At 71.2% G+C, this 16,516-nt stretch carries 17 protein-coding genes; 4 read left to right on the forward strand and 13 right to left on the reverse strand.

Annotated elements, in window-relative coordinates:
- Window positions 1-70: 70 nt before the first annotated feature.
- The 11 genes from hpnE to OG252_RS10035 form a co-directional block, all read right to left on the reverse strand.
- Window positions 71-1,498 (reverse strand): hydroxysqualene dehydroxylase HpnE, encoded by a 1,428-nt coding sequence (gene hpnE / locus OG252_RS09990; RefSeq protein WP_266450416.1) that lies wholly within the window; start codon window positions 1,496-1,498, stop codon window positions 71-73.
- Window positions 1,495-1,635, reverse strand: a complete 141-nt coding sequence (locus OG252_RS52310; protein ID WP_354006263.1) for a DUF6380 family protein — start codon at window positions 1,633-1,635, stop codon at window positions 1,495-1,497. Before OG252_RS52310 ends, hpnE begins: the two co-directional genes overlap by 4 nt.
- Window positions 1,635-2,585 carry a presqualene diphosphate synthase HpnD gene (gene hpnD, locus OG252_RS09995; RefSeq protein ID WP_266450415.1) on the reverse strand — a complete coding sequence of 317 codons (951 nt, stop codon included), beginning with the start codon at window positions 2,583-2,585 and terminating at the stop codon, window positions 1,635-1,637. The genes OG252_RS52310 and hpnD overlap by 1 nt, the downstream gene beginning before the upstream one ends.
- Entirely contained in the window at window positions 2,582-3,493 is a 912-nt protein-coding gene (gene hpnC / locus OG252_RS10000) for a squalene synthase HpnC (RefSeq protein ID WP_329335335.1), read from the reverse strand. Before hpnC ends, hpnD begins: the two co-directional genes overlap by 4 nt.
- Window positions 3,494-3,880: 387 nt before the next feature.
- Window positions 3,881-4,660 (reverse strand): ABC transporter ATP-binding protein, encoded by a 780-nt coding sequence (locus OG252_RS10005; protein ID WP_266450412.1) that lies wholly within the window; start codon window positions 4,658-4,660, stop codon window positions 3,881-3,883.
- Complete coding sequence (locus OG252_RS10010) at window positions 4,653-5,582, reverse strand: ABC transporter permease (RefSeq protein WP_266450410.1); 930 nt, start codon at window positions 5,580-5,582, stop codon at window positions 4,653-4,655. The genes OG252_RS10005 and OG252_RS10010 overlap by 8 nt, the downstream gene beginning before the upstream one ends.
- Window positions 5,583-5,678: 96 nt before the next feature.
- Window positions 5,679-6,560, reverse strand: coding sequence for a glycosyltransferase family 2 protein (locus OG252_RS10015; RefSeq protein WP_329335338.1), 882 nt, complete (start codon window positions 6,558-6,560; stop codon window positions 5,679-5,681).
- Window positions 6,557-7,336 (reverse strand): CDP-alcohol phosphatidyltransferase family protein, encoded by a 780-nt coding sequence (locus OG252_RS10020; protein ID WP_329335340.1) that lies wholly within the window; start codon window positions 7,334-7,336, stop codon window positions 6,557-6,559. The genes OG252_RS10015 and OG252_RS10020 overlap by 4 nt, the downstream gene beginning before the upstream one ends.
- Window positions 7,314-8,375: an iron-containing alcohol dehydrogenase family protein gene (locus OG252_RS10025; RefSeq protein ID WP_329335342.1), complete on the reverse strand. Its 1,062-nt coding sequence runs from the start codon at window positions 8,373-8,375 to the stop codon at window positions 7,314-7,316. The genes OG252_RS10020 and OG252_RS10025 overlap by 23 nt, the downstream gene beginning before the upstream one ends.
- Window positions 8,363-9,115: a phosphocholine cytidylyltransferase family protein gene (locus OG252_RS10030; RefSeq protein ID WP_329335344.1), complete on the reverse strand. Its 753-nt coding sequence runs from the start codon at window positions 9,113-9,115 to the stop codon at window positions 8,363-8,365. Before OG252_RS10030 ends, OG252_RS10025 begins: the two co-directional genes overlap by 13 nt.
- Window positions 9,112-10,908 carry a DUF5941 domain-containing protein gene (locus OG252_RS10035; protein WP_329335347.1) on the reverse strand — a complete coding sequence of 599 codons (1,797 nt, stop codon included), beginning with the start codon at window positions 10,906-10,908 and terminating at the stop codon, window positions 9,112-9,114. Before OG252_RS10035 ends, OG252_RS10030 begins: the two co-directional genes overlap by 4 nt.
- A 287-nt stretch (window positions 10,909-11,195) precedes the next feature.
- Between OG252_RS10035 and galE the strand changes: the two genes are divergently transcribed.
- The 3 genes from galE (at window position 11,196) to idi (ending at window position 14,029) form a co-directional block, all read left to right on the forward strand.
- Window positions 11,196-12,167: a UDP-glucose 4-epimerase GalE gene (galE, locus tag OG252_RS10040; protein ID WP_266450398.1), complete on the forward strand. Its 972-nt coding sequence runs from the start codon at window positions 11,196-11,198 to the stop codon at window positions 12,165-12,167.
- 145 nt (window positions 12,168-12,312) lie between these two features.
- Window positions 12,313-13,248 (forward strand): cation diffusion facilitator family transporter, encoded by a 936-nt coding sequence (locus OG252_RS10045; RefSeq protein WP_266450396.1) that lies wholly within the window; start codon window positions 12,313-12,315, stop codon window positions 13,246-13,248.
- Between the two features lie 187 nt (window positions 13,249-13,435).
- Window positions 13,436-14,029: an isopentenyl-diphosphate Delta-isomerase gene (gene idi / locus OG252_RS10050; protein ID WP_266450395.1), complete on the forward strand. Its 594-nt coding sequence runs from the start codon at window positions 13,436-13,438 to the stop codon at window positions 14,027-14,029.
- A gap of 6 nt (window positions 14,030-14,035) precedes the next feature.
- Here the strand turns inward: idi and OG252_RS10055 are convergent, their stop codons facing one another.
- Window positions 14,036-14,545, reverse strand: a complete 510-nt coding sequence (locus OG252_RS10055; RefSeq protein ID WP_266453053.1) for an ATP-binding protein — start codon at window positions 14,543-14,545, stop codon at window positions 14,036-14,038.
- Between the two features lie 283 nt (window positions 14,546-14,828).
- On the opposite strand from OG252_RS10055, the gene OG252_RS10060 reads away from it, so the two are divergent.
- Window positions 14,829-15,584: an enoyl-CoA hydratase/isomerase family protein gene (locus OG252_RS10060; RefSeq protein WP_266450394.1), complete on the forward strand. Its 756-nt coding sequence runs from the start codon at window positions 14,829-14,831 to the stop codon at window positions 15,582-15,584.
- Here the strand turns inward: OG252_RS10060 and OG252_RS10065 are convergent.
- Window positions 15,571-16,206, reverse strand: a complete 636-nt coding sequence (locus OG252_RS10065) for a DJ-1/PfpI family protein (protein WP_329335352.1) — start codon at window positions 16,204-16,206, stop codon at window positions 15,571-15,573. The two genes, OG252_RS10060 and OG252_RS10065, sit on opposite strands and share 14 nt — an antisense overlap.
- Between the last annotated feature and the right edge of the window lie 310 nt (window positions 16,207-16,516).

Consider the following 16,516-nt stretch of genomic DNA (forward strand, 5'->3'; position numbering starts at 1 on the left):
GTGGGCACAGTCTCTCCTCTTGTTGCGGTACCGAAGGTGCGGGGGCCTGATGTGCCCTGCTGATCGAGCATCACGCCGCCTCCTCGAACTCGAAGAGGTGACGGGGGCGGGGCCGGCCCAGGGCGCCGAGCACGGCGTCCGCCGCACTCACACCACTGCGGACCGCACTCTCCATGGTCGCGGGCCACCCGGTGGCGGTCCACGCTCCGGCCAGGTAGAGGCCGGATGCCTTGGTGCGGGCGCCGGGCCGCAGTCGTCCGACGCCGGGAGTGGGAGCGAACGTCGCCGTGCGTTCCCTGGTCACGAAGAAATCCTTCACCTCGGCCCCCCGCGCGCGGGGCAGCAGCCGCTCCAGCTCGGGAAGGTAGCGCTCGCGCAGCGCGGCGACCGGTTCGTCGATCTCGTCCTGCGCGGCCGACTGGGACAGGGCGAGGTACTGGCCCTGGTGGAGCCCCGATGCCTCGGTCCGGTCGAACACCCACTGCACCGGGCTGCCGAGGGCCGCGAAGAACGGCCTGCCGAGCACCTTGCGGTCGTAGACCACATGGACGTTGAGGATCGGCGCGGTACCGATCTCCAGCAGCCGTTCGGGGGCGTCCAGCGCCCCCGCGGGCAGCAGGTCGTGGGCCTCGCGCTGCGGGACGGCGAGGACGACCGCGTCCGCCCGGAGCGTCTCGCCGGGAACTTGAACGCTCCAAGTCCCGTTGTCGTCAGTAGAGATGGAGGTGACGCGTGTACGGATCTCGGTACGCACGCCCGCGGAGTCGAGCGCCTTGCGGGCCAGCCGGTCATGCAGGTCGCCCAGCGGGACGCGCGCCCATCCGATGTCGGCCGCGCCCGGGTCGGACAGCAGACCGGTCTTGAACACCATCGCGGCGAGCCCGAGTGAGCACTCGCCCGCGACCGCGTTGAGGGTGGCGACCCCGACCAGGTCCCACAGGGCCTCGACGGCACGCGCCGACTGACCGTGCGCGGTCAGCCAGCTGCCGAAGTCCTGCGTGTCCAGGTTCGGATCGGCGAGGTCGAGCCCCTTGAGCGCGAGCGCGGCACGCCCCACCCTGGCCCGCTCGGCGAGCGAGAGATGCGGATACGTCGCGAGGCTGCGCCCCAGATGCAGAGGCACCGGCAACGCGTCGCGCCGCAGTCTGCCCAGCCGCCGCCCCTCGGGCCGCGCCACGTCGAGTACGGGCACGTCGAGACGATCCTGCAACGGAGCCAGCGCCGCGCCCTCGATGCGGTCGAGGAACCAGCGGTAGGCGGTGCAGCAGCGCAGGTACACGTGCTGTCCGTTGTCGACGGTGAGTCCGTCGCGCTGGAAGGAGAAGGCGAGCCCGCCCAGCCGTGGCCGCCCTTCGAGCAGGGTCACCCGGACTCCGGCGTCGGCGAGCGCGAGCGCGGCGGTGATGCCGGCGAGCCCGCCGCCGATCACCACGGCGTCCCGCCCGAGCCGTCCCGCCGTGTCCGCGAGCGACGCGCCGGGCTGCGTACCGTCGGTCATCGTGCACCCTCCCCCGAGCGCCCGCCGTGCGCTGTGATCCGTGCATGGCAGGCCGTTGCAGTCAGGGACGCCGTGTCCCACCGGAGGGTTGCGTGCCACTTTTCGCCGACGGCATCACCTTGGACCGAATTGTCCATCAGGCGCGCCTCCTGACGGTCCGCCGCGTCACATGCCGGGCGTCGAGGCCCGACAGGCCCCGCACCGCGACGTACGCCTTCTCCCGTCCGGGCAGCGAGACCCGGCCGCGCAGCACGGCTTCCGGGTCGCGCTCGATGCGGTCGAGGAGACGGCGGTAGATCCCGGCCATGGCGGCCACACACGCGCCGCTGCGCCGGTCGAGCATGGGGAGCAGCCGGTAGCCCTCGGCGAAAAGGGCGCGGGCCCGACGCACTTCGAAGTGCACGAGGCCCGCGAAATCGGCGCCCTCCGGTGGTTTCGGCCCCTTGAAGCCCGCCGAGCAGCCGAACTTGGCGAGGTCGTCGGCGGGCAGATAGGTGCGCCCGCCCTCGGCGTCCTCACGGACGTCCCTGAGGATGTTGGTGAGCTGAAGTGCGAGCCCGAGCGTGTCGGCGTACTCCGGCGCGCGCTCGGCGCCGCGCGCCCCCGGCTGCGTACCGAACACGCCGAGCGAGAGCCGCCCGATGGCGCCCGCCACACAGCGGCAGTACACCTTCAGGTCGTCCCAGGTCTCGTAGGTCTCGCCGCGTACGTCCATCAGCACGCCGTCGATGAGTTCGTCCAGGCCGTCGAGCGGGATCGGGAAGGTCTCGGCGGCGTGGGCGAGGGCGACGGCGACCGGGTCGGTGTCGTCCTCGGCGACCGCGCCGTCGCGCACCCGGGCCAGCATCGCCCGGGTGTCCTCGAGTCTCGCGCTCTTGACATCACCGGCCAGCGCGCCGTCGCCGATGTCGTCGACGCGCCGGGAGAAGGCGTAGAGCGCCGACATCGCGCGCCGCTTGGGCGTCGGCAGCAGCCTGATGCCGTACGCGAAGTTACGGGCCTGCTGCCCGGTGACGGCCTCGCAGTAGCTGTAGGCGGCGAGTACCGGTGCGGGCACGTCCTGTTCCGACTCCACGGTCCGGATCACCCCTTTCCTCGCAGAGTCACGCCCACTTCGCGCAGCAACCGGAGCTTGCCGGGCTTGGGCGGGCCGGGAAGTACGTCGTATTCGGCGGCGGCGATCGCGTGGATCGCCGCCCTTCCCCCCGCCACGAACCCTGCGAGCAGCAGCCTCAGCCTGCCGTGGACGCTACCCACCAGGGGGGCGCCTTCATTCAGGAGATCGCGGGCGCGTTGCGCTTCGTATGCAACCAGTGTGCGCACTGATGCGCCCCCGATTTTCGTGGCGAGATCCGCCTCCTGGACGTGAAAACGCTTCATGTCCGCGGCGGGCAGGTAGATGCGGTCGCGGCCGAGGTCCTCGGCGACGTCCTGGAGGTGTTCGACGATCTGGAGGGCCGTGCAGATCGCGTCGGAGTGACGGATCCGCTCCGGGGTCGAGGTGCCGGTGACGGCGAGGACGAGACGCCCGACGGGGTTGGCCGACAGCTCGCAGTAGGCGAGCAGGTCGTCGTAGGTCTCGTAGCGCGTGACGAGCTGGTCCTGGCGGTTGGCGGCGATCAGGCCGAGGAAGGGCTCGGGGGTCAGCGCGCGGCGGCGGACGGTCGGCTGCAGGTTGCGCAGCAGCGGGTGGCGTGGCCCCGAGCCGGCCGTGTCGAAGACCCGGTGGAGGTCGGCCTCGAAGGCGTCCAGCATCACCAGGCGGTTCTCGGCCTCCGCGGGCGGCACTCCGAGCAGACGGGCGTCGGCGCCGCCGGGGGCGAGGTCGCCGTCGCCGATGTCGTCGACGAGGCGGGCGAAGCCGTAGACGGCCATCAGGTCGACGCGCCAGTCCCTGGGCAAGAAGAAGGGGGCCACGGGGAAGTTCTCCGCCGCGGCCTTGTCGAGCGTCCCGCGCTCCGTACGGCCGGGGCGCGTCGTGCCGGTTCCCGTCACCGTCGGCTGCCCGCGCCGGGGACGGCACGTGCTGCGTGGAGCTGGGGAGTTTCCGTAGCCATTGCCGTCACATCTCCCGTTCTACACCGCCGACCCAATACCCACTATTTCGGACACGCCGCCCGGCCGTCCGCGCGGCCGCCTCGTCAGCGGATGTCGCGCATTATCGCCCCACTTGCCGCGATTCGGGACCGCCTCAGCTTACGTTGTACAACGCGCCGAGGATCTCCGGGGTGTCCTGCGCATCACAAGAACACACCGATTGGCCCCAAGATTCCTAAGGCGGGCCGAAGTTGACGTTTCCTTTGCAGACGCGGAGCCCCGCCGGAGCAGTTCCGGCGGGGCCATGGGAAGCGGGGTGGGCTCTTTCGCCCGGGTCCGGGTGGACTACTTGCCCGTGAACTTCTCGTACTCCTTGAGGACCTCGTCGGTCGGGCCGTCCATACGCAGCTCGCCGCGCTCCAGCCACAGGACGCGGTTGCAGGTGTCACGGATCGACTTGTTGTTGTGACTGACGAGGAACACCGTGCCGGCCTCCTTGCGCAGCTCCCGGATGCGCTCCTCGGAGCGCTTCTGGAACTTGCGGTCGCCGGTGGCCAGGGCCTCGTCGATCATCAGGACGTCGTGGTCCTTGGCGGCGGCGATGGAGAACCGCAGGCGGGCGGCCATACCGGAGGAGTAGGTGCGCATCGGGAGGGTGATGAAGTCGCCCTTCTCGTTGATGCCGGAGAACTCGACGATCTCCTCGTAGCGCTCCTTGATCTGCTCCCGGGTCATTCCCATGGCGAGCCCGCCCAATATGACGTTCCGCTCGCCGGTGAGGTCGTTCATGAGGGCCGCGTTGACGCCGAGCAGGGAGGGCTGGCCGTCGGTGTAGACCTTGCCCTTCTCCGCGGGGAGGAGACCGGCGATGGCCCGCAGCAGGGTCGACTTGCCGGAGCCGTTCGAGCCGATCAGGCCGATGGCCTCACCCCGGTAGGCGACGAAGGAGACGCCCTTGACGGCGTGTACCTTGCGCACCCCGCGTTCCTCGCTCCGCTTGAGTATGCGGCTGAGGGCCGCGGTCGCGCTGCCCTTGCCGGCCTTGGTGCCGTTGACGCGGTAGACGATGTGCAGCTCGTCCGCGATGACGGTGGGGATCTGCTCCTCGAAGGTGTGCTCAGCCACGGCCGTACCTCTCCTCCGCCTTCCAGAAGTACACGAAACCGCCGACCGCCACGAGCAGCGCCCAGCCGCCCGCGGCCGCCCAGACGTGGTCGGGCAGGTTCTCGGAGCCGTAACCGTCGATCAGCGCGAAGCGCATCAGGTCCATGTAGATGGCGGCCGGGTTCCACTGCAGGACGGACGCCATCCAGGCCGGCTTGTCCTCCAGCATGATCGGGATGGAGAACATCACGCCGGACGCGTACATCCACGTACGCATCACGAACGGCATGAGCTGTGCGAGGTCCGGGGTCTTCGAGCCCGCCCGGGCCATGATCAGGGCGAGGCCGGTGTTGAAGGCGAACTGCAGGACCAGGACCGGGACGATCAGCGCCCAGGACAGGTCGGGGTAGCTGCCGAAGGCGGCCGTGACCGCGAACAGCACGATCATCGAGGCCAGCAGCTGCTGGAGCTGCTGGAGCGCGAAGGAGACCGGCAGCGAGGCGCGTGGGAAGTGCAGGGCGCGGACCAGGCCGAGGTTTCCGGAGATCGCGCGGACGCCCGCCATCACCGAGCTCTGCGTGAAGGTGAACACGAAGACGCCGGTGACCAGGAACGGGATGTACACCTCGCGGGACATGCCGCGGTCGGCCTCGAGGATCACGCCGAAGATGAAGAAGTACACGGCCGCGTTCAGCAGCGGCGTGACCACCTGCCACAGCTGGCCCAGCTTCGCCTGGCTGTACTGGGCGGTCAGCTTCGCCCGCGAGAAGGCGAGGATGAAGTGACGCCGGTCCCAGAGCTGGCGGACGTACTCGACGAGGGAGGGGCGGGCGCCGCTCACGGTCAGCCCGTACTTCTCGGCGAGCCGTGCCGCCGTCAGGCCCTCGTCGGGCGGTACGGGCGCGCTCACCGCGACCGAGCCGTCGTGCGTTGTCTCACTCACTAGTGGAAACTTTCGTCTTCGGGATGCGCAGCCTGTGCGGGCATGGCATGAGCCCGGAACCTCGGTACGGCCCCGGTGCACTCAGGAACGAGCTTGTCAGATGACAGGGGGCCGGCCCAGTCGAGTCAGCCGCCACACCGTACGCCACTTCATGGGCCGGCGCGGTCCGCAGGGCGTCGTCCAGCCTTCCCGGAATCCGCCGAACCACGCTTTCAGGGCGGAGCGCGAGGGACGGCGCAGCAGGGTGAGCAGCAGCCAGACACCCAGGTAGACCGGGATCAGGAGCCTGGGCAGGTTGCGGCGGGCGAGCCAGACCCGGTTGCGGGCGACCATGCGGTGGTAGACCGCGTGCCGGGAGGGCGCGGTCGTGGGGTGGTACAGCACCATGTCGGACCGGTAGTCGATCATCCAGCCCGCGTCGAGGGCCCGCCATGCCAGGTCGGTTTCCTCGTGTGCGTAGAAGAATTCGTCCGGGAGACCGCCGACTTCCGCGAGAACCTGGGTGCGTACGGCGTTGGCGCCGCCGAGGAAGGTGGTGACCCGGGAGGAGCGCATCGGGTCGGAGGCGCGCAGCCGCGGGACGTGGCGGCGCTGGGTGATCCCGGTCTCGGGGTCGGCGATGCGGAAGCTGATGATGCCGAGTTCGGGGTCGGCCTCGAAGGCCCGGCGGCACAGTTCGGCGGTGTCGTGGCCGGCGAGGAGGCCGTCGTCGTCGAGGAACAGCAGTACGTCGACGTCGCGGCCGCTGGGGCCGAAAGCCTCGATGCCGACGTTGCGGCCGCCGGGGATGCCGAGGTTCTCCGGCAGTTCGATGGTGCGGACGCCTTCGGGGACGTCCGGGACGGGCGAGCCGTTGCCGACGACGACCGCCTCGACGCGGTCGCCGTCCTGCTTGGCGACCGAGTCGAGCAGGGCGCGCAGTTCGTCGGGGCGGTTGCCCATGGTGATGATGACCGCGCCGACCTTCATGCCACTCATCGCAGCCTGCTCGACGCGAGGATGGACACGAGGTGCAGCAGGGTCTGCAGGAGCGCGATGCCGGCCAGGACCGCGACGCCCAGGCGGGAGAAGAACAGGTCGTCCCGCACCGTGTCCAGGATCGCCAGGACCAGGATCAGCAGGGACGCCTCGATGCCGAGCACCAGGCGGTGGAACTTCAGTGCCGCGGCGGCCCTGCGTGCCAGTGCCATGCCGGACGAGCGCGGCTCGGCGGCCGACTCCTTGACCGGTGGCAGGCCGCCCTGGTGGCGGGCGACGCCGACGAGGTCGGTCTCGGCCTTGATCAGGATCGCGCCGAGCGCGGCGAGCGTGCCGAGGAAGGCCCACAGCCAGTCGATGCGCCCGCTGCCCCACAGGTCGGCGGCGCGCAGGCCGAAGCCGACGAGCACGGCCGCGTCGGTCAGGTAGGCGCCGACCCGGTCCAGGTAGACCCCGCCGAGCGAGAACTGCTGCCTCCAGCGGGCGATCTCGCCGTCGACGCAGTCCAGCAGCAGGTACATCTGGACGCACACCACGCCGAGCACGGCGCCCGGGATCCCCGGCACCAGGAGTGCCGGGGCCACCAGGACGCCGAAAACGGTCATCAGGTACGTGAGCTGGTTGGGTGTGACCCTGGTGTTGACCAGGTAGCGGTCGACCCGCAGGGACACCTCGCGCATGTAGAGGCGCCCCATCCAGTGCTCACCGCTGCGCCGGTCCTTCACCCCCGCGGGGTGGACGACCGGCCGGAGTTCAGCTACCGATGGCCTTGACATAGTCGGCGTAGATGTCCTTGATCTGTTCGGTCTTGAGGTCGAGGTGTTCGAGGATCGTGTAGCGGCCTGGCCTGGTCTCCGGAGCGAACTCCACGACCCGGACGAACTCGTCCACCGTGAAGCCGATCTCCTCCGGGAGCACCGGAAGCCCGTGCCGACGCAGCACCTCGGCCATGTAGGCCGACTCCTCGTGGGCTCCGCGCAGGTACATCGCGAAGGCGGCGCCCAGTCCGCACTGCTCTCCGTGGGCGGCCGCCCGCTTGGGGAAGAGCAGGTCGAAGGCGTGGTTGATCTCGTGGCAGGCCCCGGAGGAGGGCCGGGAGTCGCCGGACACCGACATCGCGATGCCGCTGAGGACCAGCGCCTCGGCGAGCACCTGGAGGAAGTCGGTGTCCCCGATGCCGCCCGGGTGCCTGAGGACCGCCTCGCCGGCCTGCCGGGCGATCGCGGCGGCGAGGCCGTCGATCTTCTCGCCCTTGACGCGGTTGGCGAGCTCCCAGTCGGCGATCGCGGAGATGTTGGAGACGGCGTCGCCGATTCCGGCGCGCACGAAGCGGACCGGGGCCTCGCGGATGACGTCGAGGTCGATGACGACCGCGATCGGGTTCGGGACGCCGTAGGAGCCGCGGCCCGCGTCGTTGTCGAGGGTGGCGACCGGCGAGCACAGGCCGTCGTGCGCGAGGTTCGTCGGCACGGCGACCAGCGGGAGGCCCACGCGTGCCGCGGCGAACTTGGCACAGTCGATGATCTTGCCGCCGCCGAGGCCCACGACGGCGTCGTAGTGGCCGGCCTTTATGTCGCCGGCCAGCCGGACCGCGTCGTCGAGGGTGCCGCCGCCGACCTCGTACCAGGTCGCGCCGGGCAGCGAGGGGGCGATGCGCTCACGCAGCTTGGCGCCGGAGCCGCCGCTGACGGCGATGGCGAGTCTGCCGGAGTGCGAGATGCGCTCGTCGGCGAGGACCCCGACCAGGTCGTCCAGGGCACCCGGGCGGATGTCCACGACGACCGGCGAGGGGATGAGCCGGGTCAGTAGAGGCACGCGATCTCCCGTCCACGGGCGAGATCGTCGTGGTTGTCGATCTCGACCCACTTGACGTCGCCGATCGGCGCCACGTCGATCCGGACGCCGCGGTTCACGAGCTCCTGGTAGCCGTGCTCGTAGAACTGCTGCGGGTCCGTCTCCCACACCGTCTTCAGCGCGTCGGCCAGCTCCGGGGCGGCGTCGCCCTCGATGAGGGTGACGCCGATGTACTCGCCGGTGGCCTCGGCCGGGTCCATCAGCTTGGTGATCTTCGTCATGCCCTTGGCGGGATCGACGACGACCTTCATCTCCTCGTCCGCCAGGGACTTCACCGTGTCCAGGGCGAGGATGATCTTCTTGCCGTCGCCGCGGGCGGCGAGCAGCGTCCTCTCGACGGAGACCGGGTGCACGGTGTCGCCGTTGGCGAGGATCACGCCGTCCTTGAGGGCGTCACGGCCGCACCACAGGGAGTAGGCGTTGTTCCACTCCTCGGCCTTGTCGTTGTCGATGAGCGTGAGCTTGAGGCCGTACTTCTGCTCCAGGGCCGCCTTGCGCTCGTACACGGCTTCCTTGCGGTAGCCGACGATGATCGCGACCTCGGTCAGACCGATCTCGGCGAAGTTGCCGAGGGTCAGGTCCAGGACCGTCGGTTCGCCCTCTATGCCCGCGGACCCCACCGGCACCAGCGCCTTGGGAAGGCTGTCGGTGTAGGGGCGCAGACGCCGTCCGGCGCCGGCCGCCAGCACGAGGCCGATCATGCGGGTTCTCCTTCATCGTGTACGGCGGGCGCGCCACCCTGGTGGGCGGACACCCAGAAGCGGATGCTCTCGACGAGCACCACCAGGGCGACGGCCACGGCGAGGACCGTGAGCGCGACCTTGAACTGCGAGGCGGAGAGCACCGCGGCCAGGACGGTGACGAGCAGCGTCCGCCCTTCGTGCCCCCCGATGGCGCGCACCAGCCAGGCCGGGGGCGCCCCGGCGTTGCCGCGGATGCGGTACACCGTGTCGTAGTGATGGTAGGCGACTGCCCCCACCAGGCCGAAAGCTGCAGGAAGGGCCCCGTTCACGTCCGCTTGGGCCGCCAGTACCAGGACGGTGCCGTATTCGGCGGCGCGGAAGAGCGGGGGGACGAGCCAGTCCAGGGCGCCCTTGAGGGGGCGGTACAGCGCCTGGCCGGCGGTGACGGTGTACACGACGGCACCCACGACCGGCGCCCAGGTCACGCCGGAGAAGAGGGACACGGCGAGGACGGCCGTCCCCGCGAGCGCGACCAGCAGCGGGGCGCCGAGGCGGGCGCGGGTGGCCCGGGCCACGAGGGAGGCGAGCGGCCCGTTGTCGGCCAGGTCGGCCAGTGCCTGCGCCGCCCGGTCCGTCCTCTTGGCCTTCCGGGTCAGCGACCGCAGCACGCGGCCCGCCGTCGTGTACGTCGCAGCGAACGCGCACCCGATGAGCAGCGCGTAGAAGGTGATACGGGGAGTGGTCACCGCCGTGAGGACGGCGATCATCGCCCACCGTTCGCCGATCGGCAGGACGATCATCCGGCGCACCCACACCGTCCACCCGACGCTGTCCAGCTTGTCGGAAAGGGCGGCCGTGGGGCTGGTGTTGGCGGTGGCGTCGTGGTTGGCCTCGTTGAAGGAGAAGTCCACGATGTGCCGGCAGCTCTGCAGGACCATCGCGCCGAGGGCGAGGGCCCACACGTCGTCGCCACCGCGGGCGGCCCCGAGGGCCAGGCCCGCGTAGTAGGCGTACTCCTTGGCCCGGTCGAAGGTGGCGTCCAGCCAGGCGCCGAGCGTCGAGTACTGCAGGGAGTAGCGGGCGAGCTGTCCGTCGGTGCAGTCGAGGACGAAGGAGAAGATCAGCAGGAGGCCCGCGGCGATGAACCCGCCGCGCGTTCCGGTGGCCGCGCAGCCCGCCGCTATCAGCGCGGTGATCAGGGAGGCGGTGGTGACCTGGTTCGGGGTCAGGCCCCGGCGGGCGCACCAGCGGGCGAGGTAGCGGGAGTACGGGCTGATGCAGTAGGTGGTGAAGAAGCCGTCGCGGGCCTTCACGGCCGACTTCAGGCGTACGGCCTCGTCGTCGACGGCGGCCACGGCCTGCCGTGCCTCGTTGCGGGCCTGTGGGTCGGCCGGGACCTCGGCGACCAGGCTGCCGAGCTCGGGGCGGTGCACCTCGGTGCCGTCGGCGGCCAGGGCGGCGACTACGCGGTCGGCGAGGCTGTCGACGGCGAGTGCCGTACCGCCGCCCGCGGAGTTCTCGCGGGCCACGGCCCGGGTCAGGGCCTGGCGGCCGGCCGGCTGGGCGGTCACCGCGCCCGGCACCGCGGCGAGCGGGAAGCGGGGGTCGGTGAGGCCGAGGCGCAGCGCGTGGACGTGACCCACGAACCGGGCGTCGACCACGGCGACCCGCTGGTCACCCGGCACCCGGGCGAGGAGCGCCTCGGCGTCGGCGGCGTCGGCGGCGGTCCGGACGTCGAAGCCGAGGGACCGCAGATCACCCTCGATCGACGATCCGGGGACCGGCTGACCGGTGAGGATGGCGGTCGACAACCGAACTCACTCCCTGAACTCCGACGTGTGGGCGCCGGGCATGTGCATGGTGGGGCGCCCCTTGGCGTGGTGGGACTGCACCAGCCGGGCGGCGTGTCGGCAGAGGCTATCGGATCCCCGGAAGCTGGTGTTCACCGCCCGTTCACGGGCAGATCAACACCGTCTCCACCGGCCTTTGCCGCGATCATCATCGGTGATCGCGGGCCCCGCCCACAAACCTGCCCTCCCAGACCGGGCATCTGGGACATCGCGCGGGGTGTCGGGGCGTGCGCATAGGGTGGACGACCATGACATGGCTGATCACCGGCGGTGCCGGATACATCGGGGCACATGTGGCGCGGGCCATGACCGACGCCGGGGAGCGCGTCCTCGTCCTCGACGACCTCTCGGCCGGGGTGCCCGCACGGCTGCCGGCGGGCGTTCCGCTCGTCCACGGCTCGTCGCTGGACGCGGGCCTGCTGAAGCGGGTGTGCGCCGAGCACGGGGTGACGGGCGTGGTGCATCTCGCCGCACGCAAGCAGGTCGCCGAGTCCGTGGCGCAGCCGACGCGCTACTACCGGGAGAACGTCGGCGGTCTCACCACGCTCCTGGAGGCGGTCGCCGAGGCCGGGATCAAGCGCTTCGTCTTCTCCTCCTCGGCGGCCGTGTACGGCAACCCCGATGTGGATTTGATCACGGAGGACACTCCGTGTGTTCCGGTGAACCCGTACGGCGAGACCAAGCTCGCCGGGGAGTGGCTGGTGCGGGCGGCGGGCCGGGCGCACGGCATCTCGACCGTGTGCCTGCGCTACTTCAACGTGGCCGGGGCGGCCGCGCCCGAGCTGGCGGACACCGGGGTCTTCAACATCGTCCCCATGGTCTTCGACCGGCTCACCCGCGACGAGGCGCCGCGGATCTTCGGCGACGACTATCCGACACCGGACGGGACGTGCGTCCGTGACTACATTCACGTCGCCGATCTCGCCGAGGCCCACCTCGCGGCGGCCCGGCGGCTGACCGAGGACATCACGCCCGGCGACCTCACGGTCAACATCGGTCGCGGCGAGGGCGTGTCCGTACGCGAACTGATCACGGTCATCGGTGAGGTGAGCGGCGACCGGCGGCCCGCCCTCGTCGAGGCCAGGCGGCCCGGGGACGCGCCCCGCGCGGTCGCCTCGGCCGCCCGGGCCGCCGAGCAGTTGGGCTGGACGGCCCGGCGCGGGGTGCGCGAGATGATCGGGTCGGCGTGGCAGGGGTGGCTGCGGCACCACGGCGGGTGAGCCGGGCGACAGATCGCCGCCGCCCTGACCTGCGGATCGTTTTTGCAGGTCAAGGCACATGACAACGGTGTTCAGTGCCGCGTTGCCCCATACCCCCCACCCGTAGTTCACTGTGGTCCCGGGCGGAAAACAGGAGGCGCTTTTCATGGGGGCTGGGCACGATCACGGGCATACGCACGGTCCGCCGGCGGGTACGGCCACCGCGGCGTACCGCGGGAGGCTGCGGGTCGCGCTGTCCATCACGCTCGGCGTCATGGTGGTCGAGATCATCGGCGGCGTGGTCGCCGACTCGCTGGCGCTGGTCGCCGACGCGGCGCACATGGCGACCGACGCGCTGGGCCTCGGCATGGCCCTCCTCGCGATCCATTTCGGGAGCCTCCCGCCCAGCGACCGACGGACCTTCGGGCTGGCCCGCGCCGAGATCCTCGCCGCCCTCGCCAACTGCCTGCTGCTGCTCGGGGTCGGCGGATACGTCCTGTACGAGGCGATCCAGCGGTTCGTCACACCCGCCGACACGGAGGGCGGGCTGACCATCGTGTTCGGCGCGATCGGTCTGGTCGCGAACATGGTGTCGCTGTCGCTGCTGATGCGCGGCCAGAAGGACAGCCTGAACGTGCGCGGCGCGTTCCTGGAGGTGGCCGCGGACGCGCTGGGCTCGGTCGCGGTGCTGATCTCGGCGGTGGTGATCCTGACCACCGGCTGGCAGGCCGCCGACCCGATCGCCTCACTCCTGATCGGCCTGATGATCGTGCCGCGCACCTGGAAGCTGCTGCGCGAGACCCTGGACGTCCTGCTGGAGGCGGCTCCCAAGGACGTGGACATCGCGGACGTACGGGCCCACATACTGGCCCTGGACGGTGTCGAGGACGTCCACGACCTGCACGCCTGGACGATCACCTCCGGGATGCCGGTCCTGTCCGCGCACGTGGTCGTGCGCTCGGACGTCCTGAGCGCGATCGGCCACGAGAAGATGCTGCACGAGCTCCAGGGCTGCCTCGGCGACCACTTCGACGTGGAGCACTGCACCTTCCAGCTGGAGCCGAGCGGGCACGCGGAGCACGAGGCGCGGCTGTGCCACTGACACACGCGTTCGAGCACTGAAACCGGGGTTCGGACGGAACGCATCGGTCCGGTGGACGGCTGCGTCCTCATGCTCACAGCCCCGCCCCGAACGGTTCCTCGGCCGCCGCGCCGGGCACGATCAACTGCCGGGAGTGCCGGATTCGTACGGCACACTTGGGGCGCGAAGACCAATGCGAAGGATGGGTATGCCGATCACACCTGCCACCGCGACGCACAGTTCGTCGAACGGCACCGTGGACGCGATTTTGCTGGAACTGGTCGACGAGAACGGTGTGACGATCGGCACCGCGGAGAAGCTCGCCGCCCATCAGCCGCCGGGGCACCTGCACCGCGCCTTCTCGGTGTTTCTCTTCGACGAGCACGGCCGGCTGCTGCTCCAGCAGCGGGCGCTGGGCAAGTACCACTCCCCCGGCGTCTGGTCCAACACCTGCTGCGGCCACCCCTATCCCGGCGAGGCGCCCTTCGCGGCGGCCGCCCGGCGGACGTACGAGGAGCTCGGTGTCTCCCCGTCGCTGCTCGCCGAGGCGGGCACGGTCCGCTACAACCACCCCGACCCGGCCTCGGGCCTGGTCGAGCAGGAGTACAACCACCTCTTCGTCGGGCTGGTGCAGTCCCCGCTGCGGCCGGACCCGGAGGAGGTCGGCGCGACCGCCTTCGTGTCTCCCGCCGAGCTGGCGGAGCGGCACGCGAAGGACACCTTCTCCGCCTGGTTCATGACCGTCCTGGACGCGGCCCGCCCCGCCGTCCGGGAGCTGACGGACACGTCCGCCGGCTGGTGAGCTGCCTTACGGCACGCTCGCGGGCTTGAGCGGCAGGGCGGCCCAGATCACCTTGCCGCCGCTCGCCGTGTGCTCGACGTCGCACACCCCGCCCGCCTCCCGGGTGATCTCGCTCACCAGGAGGAGTCCGCGGCCGCCGGTCCGGCCGTGGTCGGCCTCCAGGGCGGTCGGGCGGTAGGGGTGGTTGTCCTCCACGGACACCCGCACCCACTCCGCGCCGACGGCGATCTCCACAGCGAGCATCGGCGACAGCAGCGCCGCGTGCCGCACCGCGTTCGTGACCAGCTCCGAGACGATCAGCAGCAGCCCCTGGACGAGATCGTCCGAGACCGGCACTCCCTGGCGGTGCAGCAGGTCCCGTACGGCATGCCGCGCCTGCGGGACCGAGGCGTCGACGGCGGGAGCGGTGAACCGCCACACGCCCTCGTACGGCAACGGTTCCGGTGGCCTCGGGTCGCCGGGCTCGTCCGTGCCGTCTGCTGGGCGTGGGCCGGACCCGCGCCCATGGTCTTCCATCGTCCGGTCGCCACCCTTGCGCTCGATTGTCACCACATCTCGAGTGTTGGTAACGAGCCCCTCCACCCCGAAGAACTGAACACAAGTCAGCGCCTATCGAGCGGTTCTGACCGTTGGCGTATGACAGCGTCAGTTGTGGGACCGCTCTTGTCCGCCTCTCACCGCCTTCGCGAACCATTCGGGTTGTACGGGTTTGCCCGCCCCCTTGTCCGATTCGTTCCGCCGGTCGCTCTCACCGGACCTCTTGATCGCCTGCGCGGACCGGGCGGATAGCATCCGGCGCATGGAGCCGCAGCTGTTGCACACCGTCGCCGACTCGGTCGCCACCGTCGTCGTCCACCATCCGGCCAAGCGCAACGCGATGACGGCCGCGATGTGGCGGGCCCTGCCGCCGCTCCTCGACACGCTGGCCGCCGACCCGGACGTACGGGCGCTGGTGCTGACCGGTGAGGGCCCGACGTTCTGCGCGGGAGCCGACATCTCCACGCTGCGGGGGTCGCCGGACGAGGCGCAGGGGTTGGCCGTGCGTGCCGAGGAGGCCCTCGCCGCCTTTCCGAAGCCGACGCTCGCGGCGGTCCGCGGGCACTGTGTGGGCGGCGGGTCGCAGCTCGCGGCGGCCTGTGATCTGCGGTTCGCCGAGGAGGGCGCGCTGTTCGGGGTGACCCCGGCGAAGCTCGGAATCGTGTATCCGGCCTCCTCCACCCGGCGGCTGGTGTCGCTGGTGGGGCCGGCCGCCGCCAAGTACCTGCTGTTCTCGGGTGAGTTGATCGACACCGGGCGGGCGCTGCGCACGGGTCTGGTGGACGAGGTGCTGCCCGGGGGCGGACTCGCCGAGCGGGTCGCGGAGTTCACCCGGATCCTGGTGTCCCGCTCGCAGCTGACGCAGGCCGCGGCGAAGGAGTTCGCGGACGGGCGCGCGGACCGCGACGCGTTCTGGGCCGGGCAGGCGCGCGGCAGCGGCGACACCGCGGAGGGGGTCGCCGCGTTCCTGGAGCGCAGACAGCCGCGCTTCACCTGGAGCGTGTCTACGTCGGGCTGAAGCGGCTCTTGGCGCGGAACTCCTCGACGAGGTGCGCCGGGGCCTTGTGCGGGGATCCGGCGTCGTAGGGCGGCTGCGGGTCGTACTCCGTCAACAGCTGGACCGCCTTGGCGTGTTCGTCGCCCGCGATCCTGCCGAGCAGGGTCAGGCCCATGTCGATGCCGGAGGAGACGCCGGCCGCGGTGACGTACTTGCCGTCGAAGACGACCCGCTCCTCGGCCGGCTCGGCGCCGAACCGCTTCAGGAAGTCGAGCGCCAGCCAGTGCGAGGTCGCTCGGCGCCCGGTGAGCAGGCCGGCCGCGGCGAGCAGCAGGGAGCCGGTGCACACGGAGGTCGTCCAGGTGCTGGTGGCGTCGGCGGTGCGCAGCCAGTCCAGGAGGGTGTCGTTCTCCATCTGCGGGGTCTGGCCGGGGCCGCCGGGCACGACCACGAGGTCGGGACTCGGCACCTCGGCGAGCGTCCGGTCGGCGGTGAGGGCGAGGTTCCCGGTGTCGGTGCGCACCGGGCCGGTCCGCTCGGCCACGAAGACGGTCTCCGCGTCCGGAAGGCGGCCCAGGGTCTCGTACGGGCCGACGGCGTCCAGGGCGGTGAAGCGGTCGAAGAGGACGATGGCGATCTGCATCTGCGTTCCTTTCGGCGGGCGGGCGGGCGGCGGGCGGGTGCGAGGCAGGGGGGTGGGTGCGGGCAGGGGGCGGGTGCGGGCAGAGGGCGGGCGGGGGCGGGCGTCAGCGGACGGGTGCAGGGCAGCGGGCGAGTGCGGGCAGGGGCTGCGGGCGTCAGCGGACGGGTGCAGGACAGCGGACGGGTGCAGGACAGCGGGCGGATGCGGGCAGGGGGCGCGTGCGGGCAGGGGGCGCGTGCGGGCAGGGGGCGCGTGCGGGCAGGGGGCGCGTGCGGGCGTCAGCGGGCGGGGGCGGGCAGGTGGCGGGTGC

The organism is Streptomyces sp. NBC_01352, assembly GCF_036237295.1.
Lineage (GTDB): Bacteria > Actinomycetota > Actinomycetes > Streptomycetales > Streptomycetaceae > Streptomyces > Streptomyces plumbiresistens.